General features: G+C 45.1%; 11 protein-coding genes. 8 read left to right on the top strand and 3 right to left on the bottom strand.

Translation table 11 applies throughout. The annotated features are described in order from the left end of the window. Positions 1–62: 62 nt before the first annotated feature. Genes BDI_RS02065 through BDI_RS02075 form a run of 3 tightly spaced genes read right to left on the bottom strand, consistent with a single transcriptional unit; the run spans position 63 to position 6,307 of the window. A complete protein-coding gene (locus BDI_RS02065) occupies positions 63–1,619 on the bottom strand; it encodes a M81 family metallopeptidase (RefSeq protein WP_011965998.1) in 1,557 nt (518 codons plus the stop codon). 34 nt (positions 1,620–1,653) lie between these two features. Continuing rightward, entirely contained in the window at positions 1,654–3,165 is a 1,512-nt protein-coding gene (locus BDI_RS02070) for a RagB/SusD family nutrient uptake outer membrane protein (protein ID WP_011965999.1), read from the bottom strand. Between the two features lie 13 nt (positions 3,166–3,178). Then, entirely contained in the window at positions 3,179–6,307 is a 3,129-nt protein-coding gene (locus BDI_RS02075) for a SusC/RagA family TonB-linked outer membrane protein (RefSeq protein ID WP_011966000.1), read from the bottom strand. 971 nt (positions 6,308–7,278) lie between these two features. Here BDI_RS02075 and BDI_RS02080 point away from each other — a divergent pair. The 8 genes from BDI_RS02080 (at position 7,279) to BDI_RS02115 (ending at position 17,011) form a co-directional block, all read left to right on the top strand. Next, the gene (locus BDI_RS02080) at positions 7,279–8,211 is read left to right on the top strand and encodes a tyrosine-type recombinase/integrase (protein ID WP_005865208.1); all 933 of its coding nucleotides are present in this window, start codon (positions 7,279–7,281) and stop codon (positions 8,209–8,211) included. Between the two features lie 419 nt (positions 8,212–8,630). Continuing rightward, the gene (locus BDI_RS02085; protein ID WP_005865210.1) at positions 8,631–9,293 is read left to right on the top strand and encodes a transcription termination/antitermination NusG family protein; all 663 of its coding nucleotides are present in this window, start codon (positions 8,631–8,633) and stop codon (positions 9,291–9,293) included. Positions 9,294–9,302: 9 nt separating this feature from the next. Next, complete coding sequence (locus BDI_RS02090) at positions 9,303–9,740, top strand: hypothetical protein (protein ID WP_009017550.1); 438 nt, start codon at positions 9,303–9,305, stop codon at positions 9,738–9,740. 238 nt (positions 9,741–9,978) lie between these two features. Next, positions 9,979–11,928 (top strand): polysaccharide biosynthesis protein, encoded by a 1,950-nt coding sequence (locus tag BDI_RS02095; RefSeq protein WP_009017551.1) that lies wholly within the window; start codon positions 9,979–9,981, stop codon positions 11,926–11,928. A 35-nt stretch (positions 11,929–11,963) separates the two neighbouring features. Continuing rightward, on the top strand, positions 11,964–12,392 hold the full coding sequence (locus BDI_RS02100; protein ID WP_011966002.1) for a BT0820 family HAD-type phosphatase: 429 nt from the start codon (positions 11,964–11,966) through the stop codon (positions 12,390–12,392). 50 nt (positions 12,393–12,442) lie between these two features. Further along, positions 12,443–13,240 carry a polysaccharide biosynthesis/export family protein gene (locus BDI_RS02105; protein ID WP_005855491.1) on the top strand — a complete coding sequence of 266 codons (798 nt, stop codon included), beginning with the start codon at positions 12,443–12,445 and terminating at the stop codon, positions 13,238–13,240. A 30-nt stretch (positions 13,241–13,270) separates the two neighbouring features. Further along, entirely contained in the window at positions 13,271–15,718 is a 2,448-nt protein-coding gene (locus BDI_RS02110; RefSeq protein ID WP_011966003.1) for a GumC family protein, read from the top strand. A 6-nt stretch (positions 15,719–15,724) separates the two neighbouring features. Next, complete coding sequence (locus BDI_RS02115; RefSeq protein WP_008780893.1) at positions 15,725–17,011, top strand: DegT/DnrJ/EryC1/StrS family aminotransferase; 1,287 nt, start codon at positions 15,725–15,727, stop codon at positions 17,009–17,011. Positions 17,012–17,026 lie beyond the last annotated feature (15 nt).

Here is a 17,026-nt window from a genome sequence, read left to right on the forward strand (position 1 = left end):
TACTGCAACACCTATTGCAGTAACACTGCATAGGTATTGCAGTAAAAAACAATCAATACGATCTATCTGCCATAGTAATGCTTGGCGGAAGGAACCATGATAACGTTCAATTCCGGATCAGCCATGTCTGGATCGATCGGGAACATCGGTCTCACGATATTCTTATAGGGAAGTTTCTTGAAGTCCTGATCCACGCCTCCCCTTGTAAAAGCCATCACCCAATCCGCTTGTATATTGTACCATTGGGTTACAAGGTAACCTTGTTTAACCATTACGATATCCATTTCCTTCGGATCGATACCTGAACCCTCTAGGTTTGGAGTGGGAGACGATGTGCCTACTACCACATAAACGCTTCCGGTCTTTACGATAGCGATATCCCTTTTCCGTCTCCATGATTCCGCGTTCTTGTCTTCTTCCGGGCTGACATAAACCACGGTACCCGACAATTTCACGGGACCTTCGTAGGAATTATCGACCATGGCACCTACCATGCCTTCTACGTGTCCGCCTACGCCGACCTTACGTGCCTGCTTAACCACTTCTTCTCCCGGGATGGAGCAATAAAGAACGCTCTTTCCCTTATCGGTCTGGAATTCCGGGCGTTTCAAGAGCCTCGCCAAAGTCCAAGTGACCTCACCTGAACCACCTCCACCGGGATTATCTCCCATATCACTGATAAAGAAAGGCTTCTTTTTACTTGCTACTGCCAGATCGATACATTTCTCGAGCGAATATCCCGGAGCTTCCAGCGAGAACTGCTTACGGACATCCCAGAATTTCTGGGCGAGTTTCTTCGCACCGGCTTTAACCTGCTCCTCATCGTCACCGTAAACCATCACGGTTCCTTGGTTCCGTGGGTTGTCTCCCCAAACATAACCGATCCAGATCCCTGCGTCTATCACTCCGGGCATGGCTTCAACCTCGGGAACCAATGCGTACAGCGATTTCGCAGGCTCGACGCGAGTACTCGACCATTCGCCGGATACTAGGACAGGAACAGCAACCCATGCCTTGTATGCCGGACGTCCTTTCCCCGACTCAAGACGTTCCAACAAATTGACGACCCCTCGCCGATGCGATTCGCGAGAATCCGCATGCGGTGCTTGACGATAAGTCGTAATCAAATCGGAGTTGAGAGCTACCAACCAAGACGTATTTCCGTGAAGGTCCATCGTGGTGGTAGTCAAGACATCGTTTCCGATCAAGCTACGCACCTTCTCCATGAATTCACCCTCGGGATCGGCTACGCCTTCCACGCTACAAGCTCCGTGGTTATAAAACCAGAAGGCGTCATATGGCATATTGGCCTTGATCATCTCCAATGTTTTTTCCACAAACGCGTCGTACGATTCTTTTGTCACGGGGCCTCTTCCACCGCCATAGCCAATCTGCGTGGGAAGCCAAGTGGCCGCCTGTCCCATTGCGGAGTCTGGGCTGAGATAGTCTGGCATTCTTACGGGGTGTCCTACGAGCGGTTGCCTATTCGGGACGAACACGCTGTTTTCTATCTGTATACCGGCAATACCGATACGAGGTTTTTTCTTCTGTCCAAAGGTCTCTCCAACGAACGATACGGCCAAGAGACAGATTCCGAGCAATACTAAATTCCTATTCATACTATTATGATTTTTGCGAATTGTTATTTCCTTATTAATTAGTTATTAAACCGTCACTAATATCAATCTCGGTTTGAGGTATAGGCAATACTTCCGCACCGGCGCTGAAAGGAGTCTTAGCTCCAAATTCCGCCTTCTTGGTTCCGTTAAATACTTTCTCGCCCCATCCTACACGTACCACGTCAAAGAACCGGAAACCTTCCATTCCGAACTCCAGATGACGCTCATTCATGATGTCTTCAAACAATTGGCTTCCTGTATGGTTCTTAGGAGCCAAGTTGACATGACTTCTTACCTCATTCAGATACTTTTGCGCATTAGCGATATCGCCGCTGAAATAACAAGCCTCGGCATAGTTCAAATATACCTCCGCGAGGCGGATAAGCCTGAGGTTCGTGGGTTGATTATTTCCCCGATTCTCCTCTCTTTGCCCGGGCGCGAGATATAGTTTGCGATTGTACCAACCGGTTCGGTCGTCCGTAACGGGTGCCACATCGCCTTTGGCTGCGGTCTCGATCTCTATGGCCTCTTCCGTGGAAAGGAGAGTGGTCTTCTTTCGTATGACATCCCCCTCAGCATCATAAGCGTCCGCCAAGGCCTGTGTAGGTTGCGCGCAACCGAAGCCGATCGTCATGTTTCGGGGCATAGACATCAATACGTGGCGGTTACCGTTATTTACGTTATACGAGCTTTGAGTGGAAGAGTTATACATATTCACTTCTAGGATCGATGAGGAACAATGCTCGCCGTCCAGTGAGAATTGCCAAGTGTAATCTTCCGGAGCTACTAGGCTATACTCTCCCCCGCACTCATTCTGGAATTTCTCGAAAGCCTTTTTTACCTCATCGTATTTTTTCTCATACAGATAAATACGTGTTTGCATAGCGATGGCCGCGCCTTTGGTAATCCTTCCCGCATAGCTTGACTCGTAGTTAGCCACCTCACTTTTCTTAGGTAATACGCTAACCGCATCGTTTAGGTCTTGCTCGATAACCGAGTATATCTCTTCGACAGACGCACGTCCGAGTCTCTCATGATCGAGATCCAAGACTCCCGTATAGCAAGGAACACCACCAAAGGTTTTCACAAGCTCGAAATAAGTATAGGCGCGAATAAACTTGGCCTCACCGATCATCTGTTCCTTGTCATACTTCGAGAATAGGGCATCGTCTGCCATTTCCATATCCCGTATAAACAAATTGGCCTTATTGATACATTGGTAAGAATACCGATATTTGTTCAAGATCTCGGTATGATCCGCTTGATACTGATAATTCTCCAGTAACGTGAAGGTTTGTGCGTCGTTCGAAGAACCGCTGTAGGTCGCATCATTCGACAACACGTCGCCGAAACATTGCATCGACCATGTGTAACGGAAGTCCTTCATGACAGAATAGACAGCGGTCAGACGCAAGAAAGCTTGTCTTTCCTCTGATATATCTCCAGCCTCCGGACTTCCTAACGGAGCTAAATCCAAATCTGCGCAACTGCTGAATCCTGTTAAAATCGCTAGTACGATTCCTATGATATATTTGTTTTTAAACATGACATTATAAATTTTAAAAAGTAACATTAATACCTCCGGTGAATGAAATGTTCTGAGGATAGATACCGTAATCTATGCCTCTAGACAAAGAGCTGGATTGACCCACTTCCGGATCCATACCCGAGTAACTAGATATCGTAAACAAGTTCTGGCCGCTTACATAAAAACGTACCTTCTGTAGTTTTATCCTCTGCGTGAGAGAAGCGGGCAGGGTATAACCTAGCTGGGCATTTCTCAAGCGGAAATAAGTCCCGTTTTCTACGTACATGTCCGAGAAGCGGTCATTGTCGTTTACGTCCGTAGCCGTCAGGCGAGGGATGTCCGTATTTGTATTATTTGGCGTCCAATAGTTCATTAACGCTCTATCCTTGTTCGTTATATCGTTCGGGAAGTAGGTGTAATAACGCATCGCGTTAAATATCTGATTACCGATTGTTCCACCAAACTGCAAATTGAGGTCGAAGCCTTTCCACGCCATACCCATGTTGATACCGTATATGATATCCGGAATAGGATTACCGATCATGCATCTATCACTTGAGTCTAACTTGCCATCGCCATTCGTATCTACGAACAATACATCGCCCAATTCGGCATTAGGTTGGAAATCCGCCCGCTTAACGGCATTCAACTGTTCCTGTGTTTGGATAAGCCCGTCTGTCTTATAGCCCCAGAACGCACCGATAGGCATACCTTCATTCGTATAGGTGAGGTACATGCTTCCGTTTCGGAATGGTCCATCGGAGATTGGTGTGCCACCATTCAATTTCGTCATGCGGTTACGGATGGTCGACATATTTACTCCCACGTTGTATTCGAAACCGCTTTCGGTCTTGTCTCTCCACTCGAGATTCATCTCGATACCGCGGTTGTTCGCCTCGCCGATATTGGTGTAGGTGTTGCTGGCATATCCCATGTAGATAGGCATAGGAGCGGCCAGCAGCATGTCCTTCGTTGTCTTGTAATAATACTCGAAGCTGAAGACCATGCGGGTGTTAAAGAAGCTTGCGTCAAGACCGATATTCAGAGATTCAGTGGTTTCCCATTTAATATCCGGATTGCCCAATCTGCTCACGGCAATACCTTGATACAAGGTCTCATTCTCTCTCGCTCCGAATAAAGCGCCGTATTGCGTACTCAATGACAGCAAACTACGATCCACATAATTGGTGATATTCTGATTTCCGATCTGTCCCCAGCCCCCGCGGAGTTTCAAGGAGGAAACCCATTCGGCGTTCAATTTCTGGAAGAACGGTTCGTTGTCGATTCTCCAACCTAGAGCGAACGAGGGGAAGTTACCCCAGCGATTCTTGGAAGAGAATTTAGAGGAACCGTCTCGCCGGAAAGTGGCCGTAATAAGGTATTTGTTATTGTAATCGTAGTGTAGGCGGCCCAGATAAGACATCAAACCATATTCCGTAGCGCTATTGCTGGCCGTGGTCTTGTTCTTGTCCAGCGTAGCGTCTATATAATGCAGGTTATCCGACTCTCCGATAAGATCTCTCGCGTTTACGCTCAAGGTTTCCTGCTTACCCCATTCGTTGGTATAACCTACGAGAGCGGATATGGAGTGCTTCTTGGCAAACGTTTTCTCATACGAAAGGGTATTCTCGAACGTATAGTAGTGCCCTTTGGTCTGCGACTTCGATAAACTACTCTCTAAATTTCTTTGGCTTGAGGATACCTCATAGACAGGCGAGAAGGTTTTATTGTCTACCCTTCTGATTTCCGCTCCGAAGCTACTCTTGAACTTCAATCCTTTTATAATCTGCCATTCCCCATACATATTGCCGATGAAAGCAAGTTTCTCCCGCTGATTATCCCGATACATGATACTTGCCAATGGGTTATAGTAGTCAATATAAGGAGAGTAACCATATGAACCGTCTGCGTTTTGGGCGGGAGTTACCGGATCCAAACGGATTGCGTTACTTACGACACCATAGTCGGAGTCGTACACATTACTACTGTTGCGCTCACTAATACTTGCGTCGGTAGATCTCGCGATCGACGCGTTGGTACCCACTACCAAATGATCTTTGAGCACCGTTTTTTCCGTGCTTTGACGGACACTGAACCGTTCGTAGTTGGATTTCTTGATCGTTCCATCTTGGTTGATATAGTTCAAGCCCAGATTGAATTTATAGTCGTTCTCTTTACCACCGCTTATGCCGACACTGTAGTTATGCATAAAGGCCGTATGCGTAATCTCGTCCATCCAATTGGTGGAAACATTACGATTAACAAGGGCCAAGTTGATGGGAACGCTCCTCACTGTGTTCAACTGTTCCTGATAGTCGTACCATTCTGGACCTGACATCAAATCGAGATTATTCAATATTTTGTTCATACCCCAATACGCATCGAGCGTAACGGTGGTTTTTCCAGCGGCGCCTTTTTTCGTAGTGATAAGGATTACGCCGTTCGCACCGCGGGAACCGTAGATAGCGGAAGCGGAAGCGTCTTTAAGCACCTCCATAGACTGTATATCCGATGTGTTCAGGTAGTTTATATCCGTCACGGGCATCCCGTCCACGACGAACAATGGTTCCGCGTCGTTTACCGTACCGACACCTCTGATACGGATCGTGGCGGCGGAACCCGGAGATCCGGAACTGGAAGTGACGGATACACCGGTAGCCAAGCCTTGCAATGCGGTAGAAACATTGGCCACTGCTTGGCGAGCGATTTTCTCCTCGCTCACGGACGAGATAGCCCCCGTGATATCACTTTTCTTCATCGTACCGTAGCCAATCACTACCACCTCATCCAACTTTTGTGTGTCCTCTTGCAAGGAGATGCTTAAAACCGATTTATTGCCTACCGGAATCTCCTGGTTCATATAACCGATATAGGACACTTGTAAAATAGCGTCTTTGGCTACTTCTAACGTGAATTTTCCATCTATATCCGTTATTGTCCCGTTTGTTGTCCCTTTTACCATCACATTGGCGCCAATTATCGGCATACCGGTAGCATCAATCACGGTTCCGGTGATCTGACGGGTGTTTTGTTGCGGGGTGGATACGATTGATGGTTTCTCTATAATCATGATGTCGCTTTTAATGCGCATGTTTGGGGAGTGTACGGAAGCGTATACACCTGTGGTAAAAACAAATAGCGGGATTGAGGTTAACTTCATGACTCTGCCCAATTTAGTTTTTGTGTTTAATCGGGGGTTAGGATTCCCCTTACAAATTTCATTCGTACATTTGTAATGTTTTAGTGTTAGTATTAATTGATTTAAAGGCGTTTAGAAACTTGTTTGGCTGGATTATAAGCCATATCTTCCAGCCAGTTTCCTTGCTAGATATGGTTCATGATGGCTCCTGTTTCATAGGCTCTCCTTTCTTTAAGATTAACTTTAGTAAACTGAATATGTTTATTTGGTTGTTTGATTTGCAATATTCGTGAAAAAAAACGACACCTGCAAGCAAGTCTCTGCTAATTTAATATTGTGTATTCAATTGATAGAAGTCATTAATACGGCTTAATTATGTCAATTTGTCATTTCTCTCTCCTTCTGCTTCTTGTATTTGAGATAGGATAGGGTGTGTGTTTATTATATGCGATTCTCTGGTAGTTAAGCCCTGACGAATAGAATGTGTATGAAGGAAAATACTTGCAGTTTGCCTTCTTTTTATCAATATCCGCCGAATTATTATATCTCTTGTTTCAGAAAACTAATAAATGCTTCCTGAATAGTATTTGAAAATCAATTGACTTTTTTGCCGTTCTAGGGTGCAAAGGCTCTAATATAGTCTCGATTTTCAGTGTACAGAAGATTATGATTAAAAGTAGATCCCAACTAAATTAGAGCAAGTGCCGGATAATTCGAACTAGGTGCCGGGTAGATGTCGGTTATCTGCCGGGAAATAGAAATTATAAGCCGACTAAATACATACAAGTTTAGGATATATCCTAAAAAATGTGCTGTTTTGGGTACTAAATTCCATAATAATCGGTTTAAAAGCAATTGTTTTGAAAAAGTCTGTGTTTGAAATATATTTAAAAAGTTAACATTATGATAGTGTTTCGGTAATTCTTTTTGCATTCAGATAGTATGGTTACATTTGTCTATTCATTTCAAATATTATTAAAAAACAGAGAGATATGGATGAGAAAGGATTCGTGGAAGGGGTGAGAAGGTATATGTCCCAGTTACGAGAGGAAAAGCGTTATTCCTCCGCCAAAAGTTATCAGGATGCGTTGAACTCCTTTATAAAGTATAGTGGAACAGAGAACATTTCCTATTCGGATATCAATAAGGCCAATCTTCACCGATATGAGGCTTATTTGTTGGAAAACGATTGCATGCGTAATACGGTCTCCACGTATATCCGCCGTTTGCGTTGTATTTATAACAAGGCGGTGGAGAATGGTGATGCGGAATATATCCCCGGTTTGTTCCAAGGAGTTTTTACGGGAGTGGAGAGTAAGCGCAAGAAATCCCTATCCTTAGAGAACCAACATAAGTTGATGACGGTGAAGGTAGAGAGTGAGGTGCTAAGGGAGACACAACTGGTCGTTTGTTTGTTGTTTCAGTATGCAGGAATGTCGTTCGTGGACTTCGCCCACCTAAAAGAAAGGAATATCAAAAACGGGATATTGGACTATAATCGGCAGAAGACAGGCACACCGATGAGACTGGAAATCTTGGATACGGCAGAATTGATGCGCAAGGAATTAATGGGTGACAAGAAGCCGGCCTCAGGCTATTTATTCCCTTTTTTGAGTGGAACGAAGACGGGCTATGAGGCATATCTCGAATACAATGCGGCCCTATCTCGGTTCAATCGAAATTTGAAGGCGTTGAAAAAGGCCGCTGGAATAGCATCGGATGTTACCTCTTATACGATCCGCCATTCCTTTGCCATGGCATTGAAAGAGCAAAATGTCCCTATAGAAATGATCAGTGAATTATTGGGGCATAAGTCCATCAAGACCACCCAGATTTATCTGAGAAGTTTCTCTTTAGAAAAAATGACAGAGGTGAATAGCACTTGCTTTGGTTGTGTCTATAATTATGTGTCGAAAGTGGGATGAGGCTACTTAGTGAGTAGCGTTTGTTTCACGCCGCAAATGTAGTAAAAAATAACAAAAAACAAGCAATCATTAGGGTTTGTTTGTGTTTCCAGTTGGATTCTCGTTAAATCTTCGTTCTTATTTCTGATGTATAGACATGGCAATAGAGACGAAATGGCCTCGTATTTCCGAAATCATCACGTCCCCCCCTAAAATCGAACATACATTCTTGTAGAGATGGGTATACCCCGTCTCATCCCCTCTAAAAGATGTTTTAAATTACTGTCAGACGGTGGGAGACGGAGCATGCTCCGTCTCTACAACTGAGTAATAACCATTCTCCCACCTTTTGCGCTACTCACTAAGTAGCCTAATTTCTCACATGGCGAAAAAGGGTTATGGTGCATATATCAAACTATCTCTTTTAAGCAATCAACGAAATGCGAGCGAATGTTGTAAAAACGGTTGTAAATTCGGTACCTCATGAGGGTATCGACGCCGTAGGCGTTGAAAGAACCATTCCTGAAAACCCGTTACGGCGAAAATCTGATCAGAAACATTGGTACATCGCTATCGTCAACAACAAGTCCGAGAAACTATGCCGTGACAAGCTGGAAAAGCGCATAGCCAGTCAGCCGGAAGGCGAGAAGGACTATGAGGTTTATATAGCCTCCCAAAAAGAGATGTGTCTTCTGCCAAGCGGCAAGCGTAAGCAAGTAGACCGGATCGTCTTCCGTTCCATTGTATTCATCCGTTGCACCGATGTCTTGCGTAGGAAGGAGATCGTGCATCTTCCTTATATCAAACGTTTCATGGTAAACATAGCTGGCGAACGGTCTGGAGGCATACGCCCCGTAGCCTTCATTCCGGATGAGCAGATGGTGAAACTCCGTAGGATGCTGGACGATTCCGAAGAGCCTGTCATTATCGATCCCCGTCCGCTGCCTCTTGGAGCGAGGGTACGTATTAACGGCGGTAAGTTGCATGGTCTAGAAGGTAACGTGCTGGAAGTGGAGGATGGCAATCTTAACTTTGTGATCCGTGTAGATCTACTGGGATGTGCCAAAGTAAATATCACCCGTGACCTGCTAGAGCTATTATGATACACATAGATGGATACGCACTATGGTAAAAAAGAGGATAGATCCGGAGTACGCCTTATCTCGTTGTTAGGAAACCATTTGAAAGAGATTCTTAAGCGAGAGTCGGATAATCGTGCCTTCATCCATCTTTACTGTACGGGTCCGTATTGGGTGGCGTTCGAGAAATCAGCTTACCTGTTACGCCAAATATCTTCCCGTACCTTAGTGACCCCGTTAAGCCTCACCACGTACCCGTTTCCAATCGTGATGGTCTCTTGGACAGATGGCGAGTTACGTTCCTATACATGTAACCATCTTTTCCATCGCGAAGGCAATGACTACGGTCGGTTATCCGTCCCTACTCGTACGCTTGACGGTTACAAGGAGTGGCATAAGGAAGAGGTGAGGTGTTTTCCGATGCCGGAAGTAAAAACCACGTCCATGGATCGTGACATGGAGATTGATTAAAGATACTTCTGAGGTTCAAGAGAGCCTCCAATCAAGAATATATTATCGCTAGGTCGCAATTAGAAAATGAGAATTAGGCGGCCGATATCGATCAAGAGGTCAGCTATCTCTAGTAGCGAGGAGAGTCCCTTTTTCTTTAACCGATAGACTAGACTCTTGCTTTAGCTTATACCACTCCAACCACTTGAGAGGTTCGGTCGCTTATTATTATAGTTAGATAGATATGAATAAAACAAATATGGAAAAGGTGAAATATCGTTATAATCGCTGGCGTTTAGCGCTGGGGCGTCTGGTAAATTTGCGGTATATCAACCGCTGGATCATTTTTTGTGCGGATCTTTTCATTTCCCTATGTGTATCTTTGATAGGAGTGCTGGGATTATTGTCCATCATGCATGTATACATAAGCGGGATTAGTGTATTAAAGGTAGGAATAGCTTCCTTTGTGGCCAGTATCCTTTCTTTTCTTACGTTCAAGGTTTATCACGGGGTGATCCGTCATTCCACGCTACGTGGACTATGGAGGATTGGTGGTGTCGCCATCACAAAATCCATCCTCATGTTCATACTGCTTCATCTTTTGAGGGCGAATTTCAATTCCTCTATATATTGGGTGGGAGGGATAACCGATTGTATGTTGACGATTGTTCTGCTGATCACCTTACGTGTATTCGTGATTAATGTATATAATAGCGTGTTGTCCCAACTTGGAAAAAAGCGCAAGCGTGTACTGGTGTTCGGTATGGATGAGGATAGCGTGATGATAGCCACATCACCCAACCGGCAAGTATTCATGCAAAATTATAGCATCATCGGCTTCTTGACGTTTGGTAGCGCTAAAAAGAACCTTCGCATAGCGGAACTTCCCGTTTACCAGATCGAGGACATTGATGACTTGTTGCGTCTGATCCCCAGAAATAACTTGGATGGTATCCTTTTCCCGAATATAAAGACCGTCCGACGAGAAGGTGATCGTTTGATTCATTATTGCGAGCAGGCCTCCTTGAAGCCTCTCGTGGTTCCTGATATGGAGGAGGTCCATGAGGGCGGAATGAAGCGTTCAGTCCGTGAGATCCGTATTGAGGACTTGCTGGGTCGTGAGGAGATCAGTATAAATCTGGGCGAGATCGGTCTCTTATTGAAAGATAAGACGATCCTTGTTACGGGAGCGGCCGGTAGCATTGGTAGCGAGATCTGCCGCCAGCTGGCGCATTTCCCGATCAAGAAATTGATCTGCCTTGATGCCGCCGAGACTCCGATGCATGACTTACGCCTGGAATTGGAGGAGAAGTATAAGGAACTGGATTTTGTACCTATCATAGGCGATGTCCGGAATCCGGACCGTGTAGATTACGTATTCCGCAATTGGCATCCCCAGGTAGTATTCCATGCGGCAGCTTATAAGCACGTCCCCTTGATGGAAGAGAACCCTTGCGAGGCTGTTCGTACCAACGTGTTTGGTACCCGAGTGATAGCGGATGCCGCCGTAAGCTATGGTGTAGAGAAATTCGTGATGATCAGTACGGATAAGGCCGTTAATCCAACGAATATCATGGGATGTAGCAAGCGCCTCGCTGAGATATATGTGCAGAGCTTGAGTGTGGCGATCAGTAAGGGGGCTCTAGCGGGAAACACTAAGTTTATCACGACCCGTTTCGGTAATGTATTAGGAAGTAATGGCTCCGTGATACCTCGTTTTCGCGATCAGATCGCCAAAGGAGGCCCAGTTACGGTAACCCATCCCGATATCATCCGCTACTTCATGACAATCCCCGAAGCCTGCCGTTTGGTGTTGGAAGCCGGTACGATGGGCAAGGGCGGCGAGATATTCATCTTTGATATGGGTGAGCCGGTCAAGATCGCTGACTTAGCGAAGCGTATGATCGAGCTTTCTGGTTTGCAGGTGGATAAAGACATAGAGATTAAATACACAGGTCTTCGTCCCGGTGAGAAATTATATGAGGAACTATTGAGCAACAAGGAGAATACGAAGGAAACCCCTCATGAGAAGATTCGTGTGGCAGCAGTCCGGGAGTACGCCTACAAGGATGTGGTAGAGCACATTGATCTATTAGCTGAATTATCCCTTCATGTACATATTCTTCCTATGGTGAGAGAGATGAAATCCTTCGTCCCCGAGTTCAAGAGCCAAAACTCTCAATTCACGAGATTGGACGGAGTGAATTAGCAATTTAGTTAGTAGATTATAAATCTGAATTATAAATGATTATCGCAGTAGATTTTGACGGAACAATCGTTGAGCATAAATATCCGGCGATAGGGAAGGAGATCCCTTTCGCTTTCGAGACATTGAGAAAGTTACAAACAGAACACCACAAGCTGATCTTATGGAGTGTGCGAGAGGGCAAGCTTTTGGATGAGGCTGTCACCTTTTGCCGAGAGCGGGGCTTGGAGTTTTACGCCGTGAACCGAGATTATCCGGAAGAAGAGAAAAAACTGAACAACCATTTCTCCCGTAAGCTGAAGGCCGATATTTTTATTGATGACCGTAATCTTGGTGGTCTCCCGGACTGGGGTATGATTTACGAGATGGTGAGTAAAAGACTTTCCTATGAGGATTTAATGCGGAAATACGAGTCGGAATACGAACCGGAGAAACCGAAAGGCCTTTTCTCTCGTTTGTTTCGCTAAATCCATATCATTCTGTGTTCAATGAAATAAAAAAAAGATAACAAAATAATATGAAAATCAAAAGATTACTACTTTTATTAGCTCTACCTCTATTGGTGGCGAGTTGTACTTCTTACAAGAACGTACCATACCTCCAGAACCCAGAGGCAGTGAACGATTTTGAGGAGACCCTTCCGTTGTATGACGCCAAGATCATGCCAAAAGACTTGTTGAGCATCACGGTCAATACGACAGACCCGAAGGCTGCGACTCCATTCAACTTGACGGTACAGACTCCAATCAATGCGGCTTTGACAAATATCAGTACGACCACGCAACCGACCATGCAGCAATACTTGGTGAATAATAAAGGAGAGATCGATTTCCCTGTTATCGGTCGCTTGGAAGTGGGTGGTCTCACCAAGAACGAGGCGGAGGACTTGATTCGTGAGCGTTTGAAACCTTATTTGAAGGAATCCCCGATCGTTACGGTCCGTATGGCTAATTACAAGATCTCCGTGTTGGGTGAGGTGGCCCGTCCGGGTAGCTTCACGATCGGCAACGAGAAGGTGAACGTTCTGGAGGCTTTGGCGATGGCAGGTGATATGACGATTTACGGTGTCCGTGATAACGTCAAGCTGATCCGTGAGGACGTGAACGGTAAGCGTGAGATCATTAACTTGAATTTGAATAATGCCGAAGTCGTGACTTCCCCGTATTATTACCTGAAGCAAAACGATATTATTTACGTGACCCCGAACAAGACGAAGGCTAAGAACTCCGATATCGGTAACAGCACGACCCTTTGGGTAAGCTCACTCTCGATTCTGGTATCTATTGCCGGCCTGTTGGTAAACATACTTAAGTAATTGAAAATTGAGAATTGAAAATTAAGAGAGATGATAGACGAACGGATAAATAATAACACTGGGATAGAGAACGAGGAACAAGAGATTGATTTGGTCGCTCTTTTATTTAAATACCTTTTTTATTGGCGTTGGTTTGTGGCTAGTATATTGATATGTTGCATCGCCACTTACCTGTTTCTTCGTTATCAAACGCCTGTATATAACATTTCCAGTTCCGTGTTGATAAAGGAGGAGGATAAGCGAAGCGGTTCGGGCAACAATCCGTTGGCGGCCATTCAAGACTTGGGAATGTTTTCCATGACAAATAATTTTGATAACGAGGTGGAGATATTGAAATCCCGTACATTGATAAAAAAAGTCGTGAACGACCTGAATTTATATGTTCGTGTAGCGGAAAAGCGAGCGTTCGGTTATGCGATGCCTCTTTATAAGAATAGTCCGGTGCGGATTTATATGACACCAGAAGAGGCCGATAAATTGGAGGAACCGATTAAGCTGGATTTTACATTTACAAAAACAGGAAAATTGTCTGTTAAGGCTGAATATGTGCAAGATAAGGAAGAGCAAGAGATAGAACAGGCATTTGATCAATTGCCGGCGGTGTTACCAACACCTGTGGGTGTTTTAAGCTTTACGCGAGGCGATACCTTGTATATGGAAGAAGAGGAAATCGCTTTACGTGTTACCATAAATACGCCGACGGAGACCGCCGAGGATTATATGAAAGACTTGAGCGTGACCGCCTCTTCCCAGACCACGACGATAGCGAAGATCAGCGTGAACAATACAGTAAAGGAGCGAGGCGTGGATTTCGTGAATCGTTTGGTTGCGTTCTATAATCAAGACGCGAACGATGAGAAGAATGAGGTAGCTCAGAAAACCGCTGAGTTCATAGAGGAGCGTATCGGTATAATTAACCATGAGTTGGGTACGGCGGAGAGCGAGTTGGCGGATTTCAAGCAACGATCCGGTCTGACGGATTTGACAAGTGATGCCCGTCTAGCCTTACAAGAGAGTTCCAAGTATGAGCAGCAACGTACGGAGAACGCTACACAGATCAGCTTGGTTCAATTTCTGCGTACCTATATCAACGATCCGGTCAACAAGGAAGAGGTAATTCCTGCAAACGTAGGGTTACAGGATCAAAACCTCACTAGGGTGATTGAACAATATAACACGATGATCATCGAGCGTAAACGTTTATTACGTACCTCTTCGGAAAATAACCCGGCGGTGATAAACATGAACACCGGCGTTGAGGCGATGAGACGCAATGTCGAGACAACCGTGAATAGTGTCTTGCGAGGACTACAAATCGCCCAGAAAGATATTGAGCGTCAGGCTAGTAAATTTGAGAGCCGGATTAGTGATGCTCCAAAGCAAGAGAAAGAGTTCATGACTATTTCTCGCCAACAAGAAATCAAGGCGACTTTATATATCATGCTGTTGCAGAAGCGGGAGGAAAATGCGATCACATTGGCAGCCACGGCTAATAATGGTCGTATTGTAGAGGAACCATTATCCGGGAAGGATCCTGTGGCTCCCAAGAAGCTAGTGTTTTTATTGGCTGCGTTTGTGGTGGGCCTGTTTATTCCGGTGGGAATCATCTTTGTCGTGGAATTATTGAAATATAAGATCGAGAATCGTGGCGACGTGGAGCAATTGACGAATGTTCCGATTTTGGGCGAATTGCCCTTGTGTGGTCATAAATCCTCCGATAAGGGAGCGATCGTAGTACGTGAGAATAAAAACGACATGATGGAGGAGACCTTCCGGGGTTTGCGGACCAATCTGCTCTTTATGCTCCGGAAAGATCAAAAGGTCATACTTTTTTCTTCTACGCAGCCCGGAGAAGGTAAGTCTTTCGTGACTGGAAATCTCGCTGTCAGCTTGGCTTATTTGGGAAAGAAGGTGGTAGTGGTTGGTATGGATATCCGTAAGCCGGGCTTGAATAAGGTCTTCGATTTATCGAAAAGGCAGGAAGGAATATCTAATTATCTGATGGATCCGGAGGATAAGGATCTTTTTGATCTTGTGCAGCCTTCCGGCATCAGTCCGAACCTGGATATCCTTTTAGGAGGAACGATTCCCCCGAACCCGACGGAACTGGTAGCCCGTGATACCTTGGAGAAGGCGATAGAGCAATTGAAATCCCGTTATGACTACGTGTTGCTGGATACAGCCCCGATCGGTATGGTAACTGATACGGCCATAATAAGCCGTGTGGCCGACATGTGTGTTTATGTCTGCCGTGCGGACGTGACCCCGAAAGCCGCGTTCTGCTACATTAATGTTCTTAGGGACGAGCATAAATTTGACAAGTTGGCGGTAGTGATCAATGGAATCGACCTGAGTAAACGTAAGAACACCTATGGTTACGGTTATGGTAAGAAATATGGTTATGGCTATGGTAAACATTATGGTTATGGATACGGCTATGGGTATGGTTTTGAGGCAGAGAATAAGAAAAGAAAATAACTGGATATGAAGAGAGAGGATCAAGACTTCAAATTAAAACAAATAACACCGTTTGCTTCTAAAATATGGCTGAGTTCTCCTACGATGCATGGAGATGAAATCAAATATATAATAGAGGCATATGAGAGTAATTGGATGTCTACCGTGGGCAAGAATATTAATGAGGTAGAACGTCTGGCTTGTGAGAAGATTGGTTGTCAGTATGCGGTTGCATTGTCAGCTGGGACAGCCGCTTTGCATATGGCGGTTCGGTTGGCCGGGGTAAAACCCGGTGATAAGGTCTTTTGTTCGGATATGACCTTTGACGCTACGGTAAATCCGGTTGTCTACGAGGGTGGAGTACCCGTGTTTATCGACACGGAATATGATACTTGGAATATGGATCCGATTGCGTTAGAGAAAGCCTTCGAAATTTATCCGGAAGTGAAGGTCGTTGTGGTCGCTCATCTCTATGGGACACCGGGCAAGATCGATGAAATCCGGGCTATTTGTCAGAGGCATGATGCTATTATCATAGAGGATGCGGCGGAATCGTTGGGTGCCTCTTATAAAGGTGTACAAACCGGAACTTTTGGTCATTACAACGCTATTTCATTTAATGGCAATAAAATTATCACGGGATCTTCTGGGGGAATGTTATTGACGGATGATTTGGAGGCAGCGAACAAAGTACGTAAATGGTCTACCCAATCCCGAGAGAATGCCCCTTGGTATCAACATGAGGAACTGGGATATAATTATCGCATGAGTAACGTGATAGCGGGAGTGGTAAGAGGTCAATTCCCTTATCTGGAGGAACATATCGCTCAAAAGAAGGCTATTTATGAAGGATATAAATCGGGATTTAAGGATCTTCCGGTAACCATGAATCCGTTTGATGCGAGGCATTCCGAACCCAATTATTGGCTGTCTTGCCTATTGATTGACGAGGATGCTATGTGTAAGCAAGTATGCGGGGAGTGCGATGCTTTATATATCAGTGAATCCGGAAAAAGTTGTCCGACTGAGATCTTGGAAAAACTTGCCCAATATAATGCGGAGGGCCGTCCTGTCTGGAAGCCCATGCACATGCAACCTATTTATCGGATGAATGGATTTGTTACCCGGGAAGGTAACGGCCGGGCGAAGACAAATGCGTACATAAGTGGTAGTGTCCGTGGAAAGGATGGCAAGCCGTTGGATGTAGGCATGGATATTTTTCATAGAGGTTTGTGCCTGCCTTCGGATAACAAGATGACGGTGGAGCAGCAAGAGGTGGTGATAGAGATTGTTCGGAGATGTTTTTATAGGTGATTAATAGTGATTTTA

The organism is Parabacteroides distasonis ATCC 8503, from assembly GCF_000012845.1.
In the GTDB taxonomy this organism is placed as follows: domain Bacteria; phylum Bacteroidota; class Bacteroidia; order Bacteroidales; family Tannerellaceae; genus Parabacteroides; species Parabacteroides distasonis.

Excerpts from the sequence above, each read along its gene's own strand:
- BDI_RS02065 (WP_011965998.1), bottom strand. The coding sequence starts at position 1,619 with ATGAATAGGAATTTAGTATTGCTCGGAATCTGTCTCTTGGCCGTATCG.
- BDI_RS02070 (WP_011965999.1), bottom strand. The coding sequence starts at position 3,165 with ATGTTTAAAAACAAATATATCATAGGAATCGTACTAGCGATTTTAACA.
- BDI_RS02075 (WP_011966000.1), bottom strand. The coding sequence starts at position 6,307 with ATGAAGTTAACCTCAATCCCGCTATTTGTTTTTACCACAGGTGTATAC.
- BDI_RS02080 (WP_005865208.1), top strand. The coding sequence starts at position 7,279 with ATGGATGAGAAAGGATTCGTGGAAGGGGTGAGAAGGTATATGTCCCAG.
- BDI_RS02085 (WP_005865210.1), top strand. The coding sequence starts at position 8,631 with ATGCGAGCGAATGTTGTAAAAACGGTTGTAAATTCGGTACCTCATGAG.
- BDI_RS02090 (WP_009017550.1), top strand. The coding sequence starts at position 9,303 with ATGGATACGCACTATGGTAAAAAAGAGGATAGATCCGGAGTACGCCTT.
- BDI_RS02095 (WP_009017551.1), top strand. The coding sequence starts at position 9,979 with ATGGAAAAGGTGAAATATCGTTATAATCGCTGGCGTTTAGCGCTGGGG.
- BDI_RS02100 (WP_011966002.1), top strand. The coding sequence starts at position 11,964 with ATGATTATCGCAGTAGATTTTGACGGAACAATCGTTGAGCATAAATAT.
- BDI_RS02105 (WP_005855491.1), top strand. The coding sequence starts at position 12,443 with ATGAAAATCAAAAGATTACTACTTTTATTAGCTCTACCTCTATTGGTG.
- BDI_RS02110 (WP_011966003.1), top strand. The coding sequence starts at position 13,271 with ATGATAGACGAACGGATAAATAATAACACTGGGATAGAGAACGAGGAA.
- BDI_RS02115 (WP_008780893.1), top strand. The coding sequence starts at position 15,725 with ATGAAGAGAGAGGATCAAGACTTCAAATTAAAACAAATAACACCGTTT.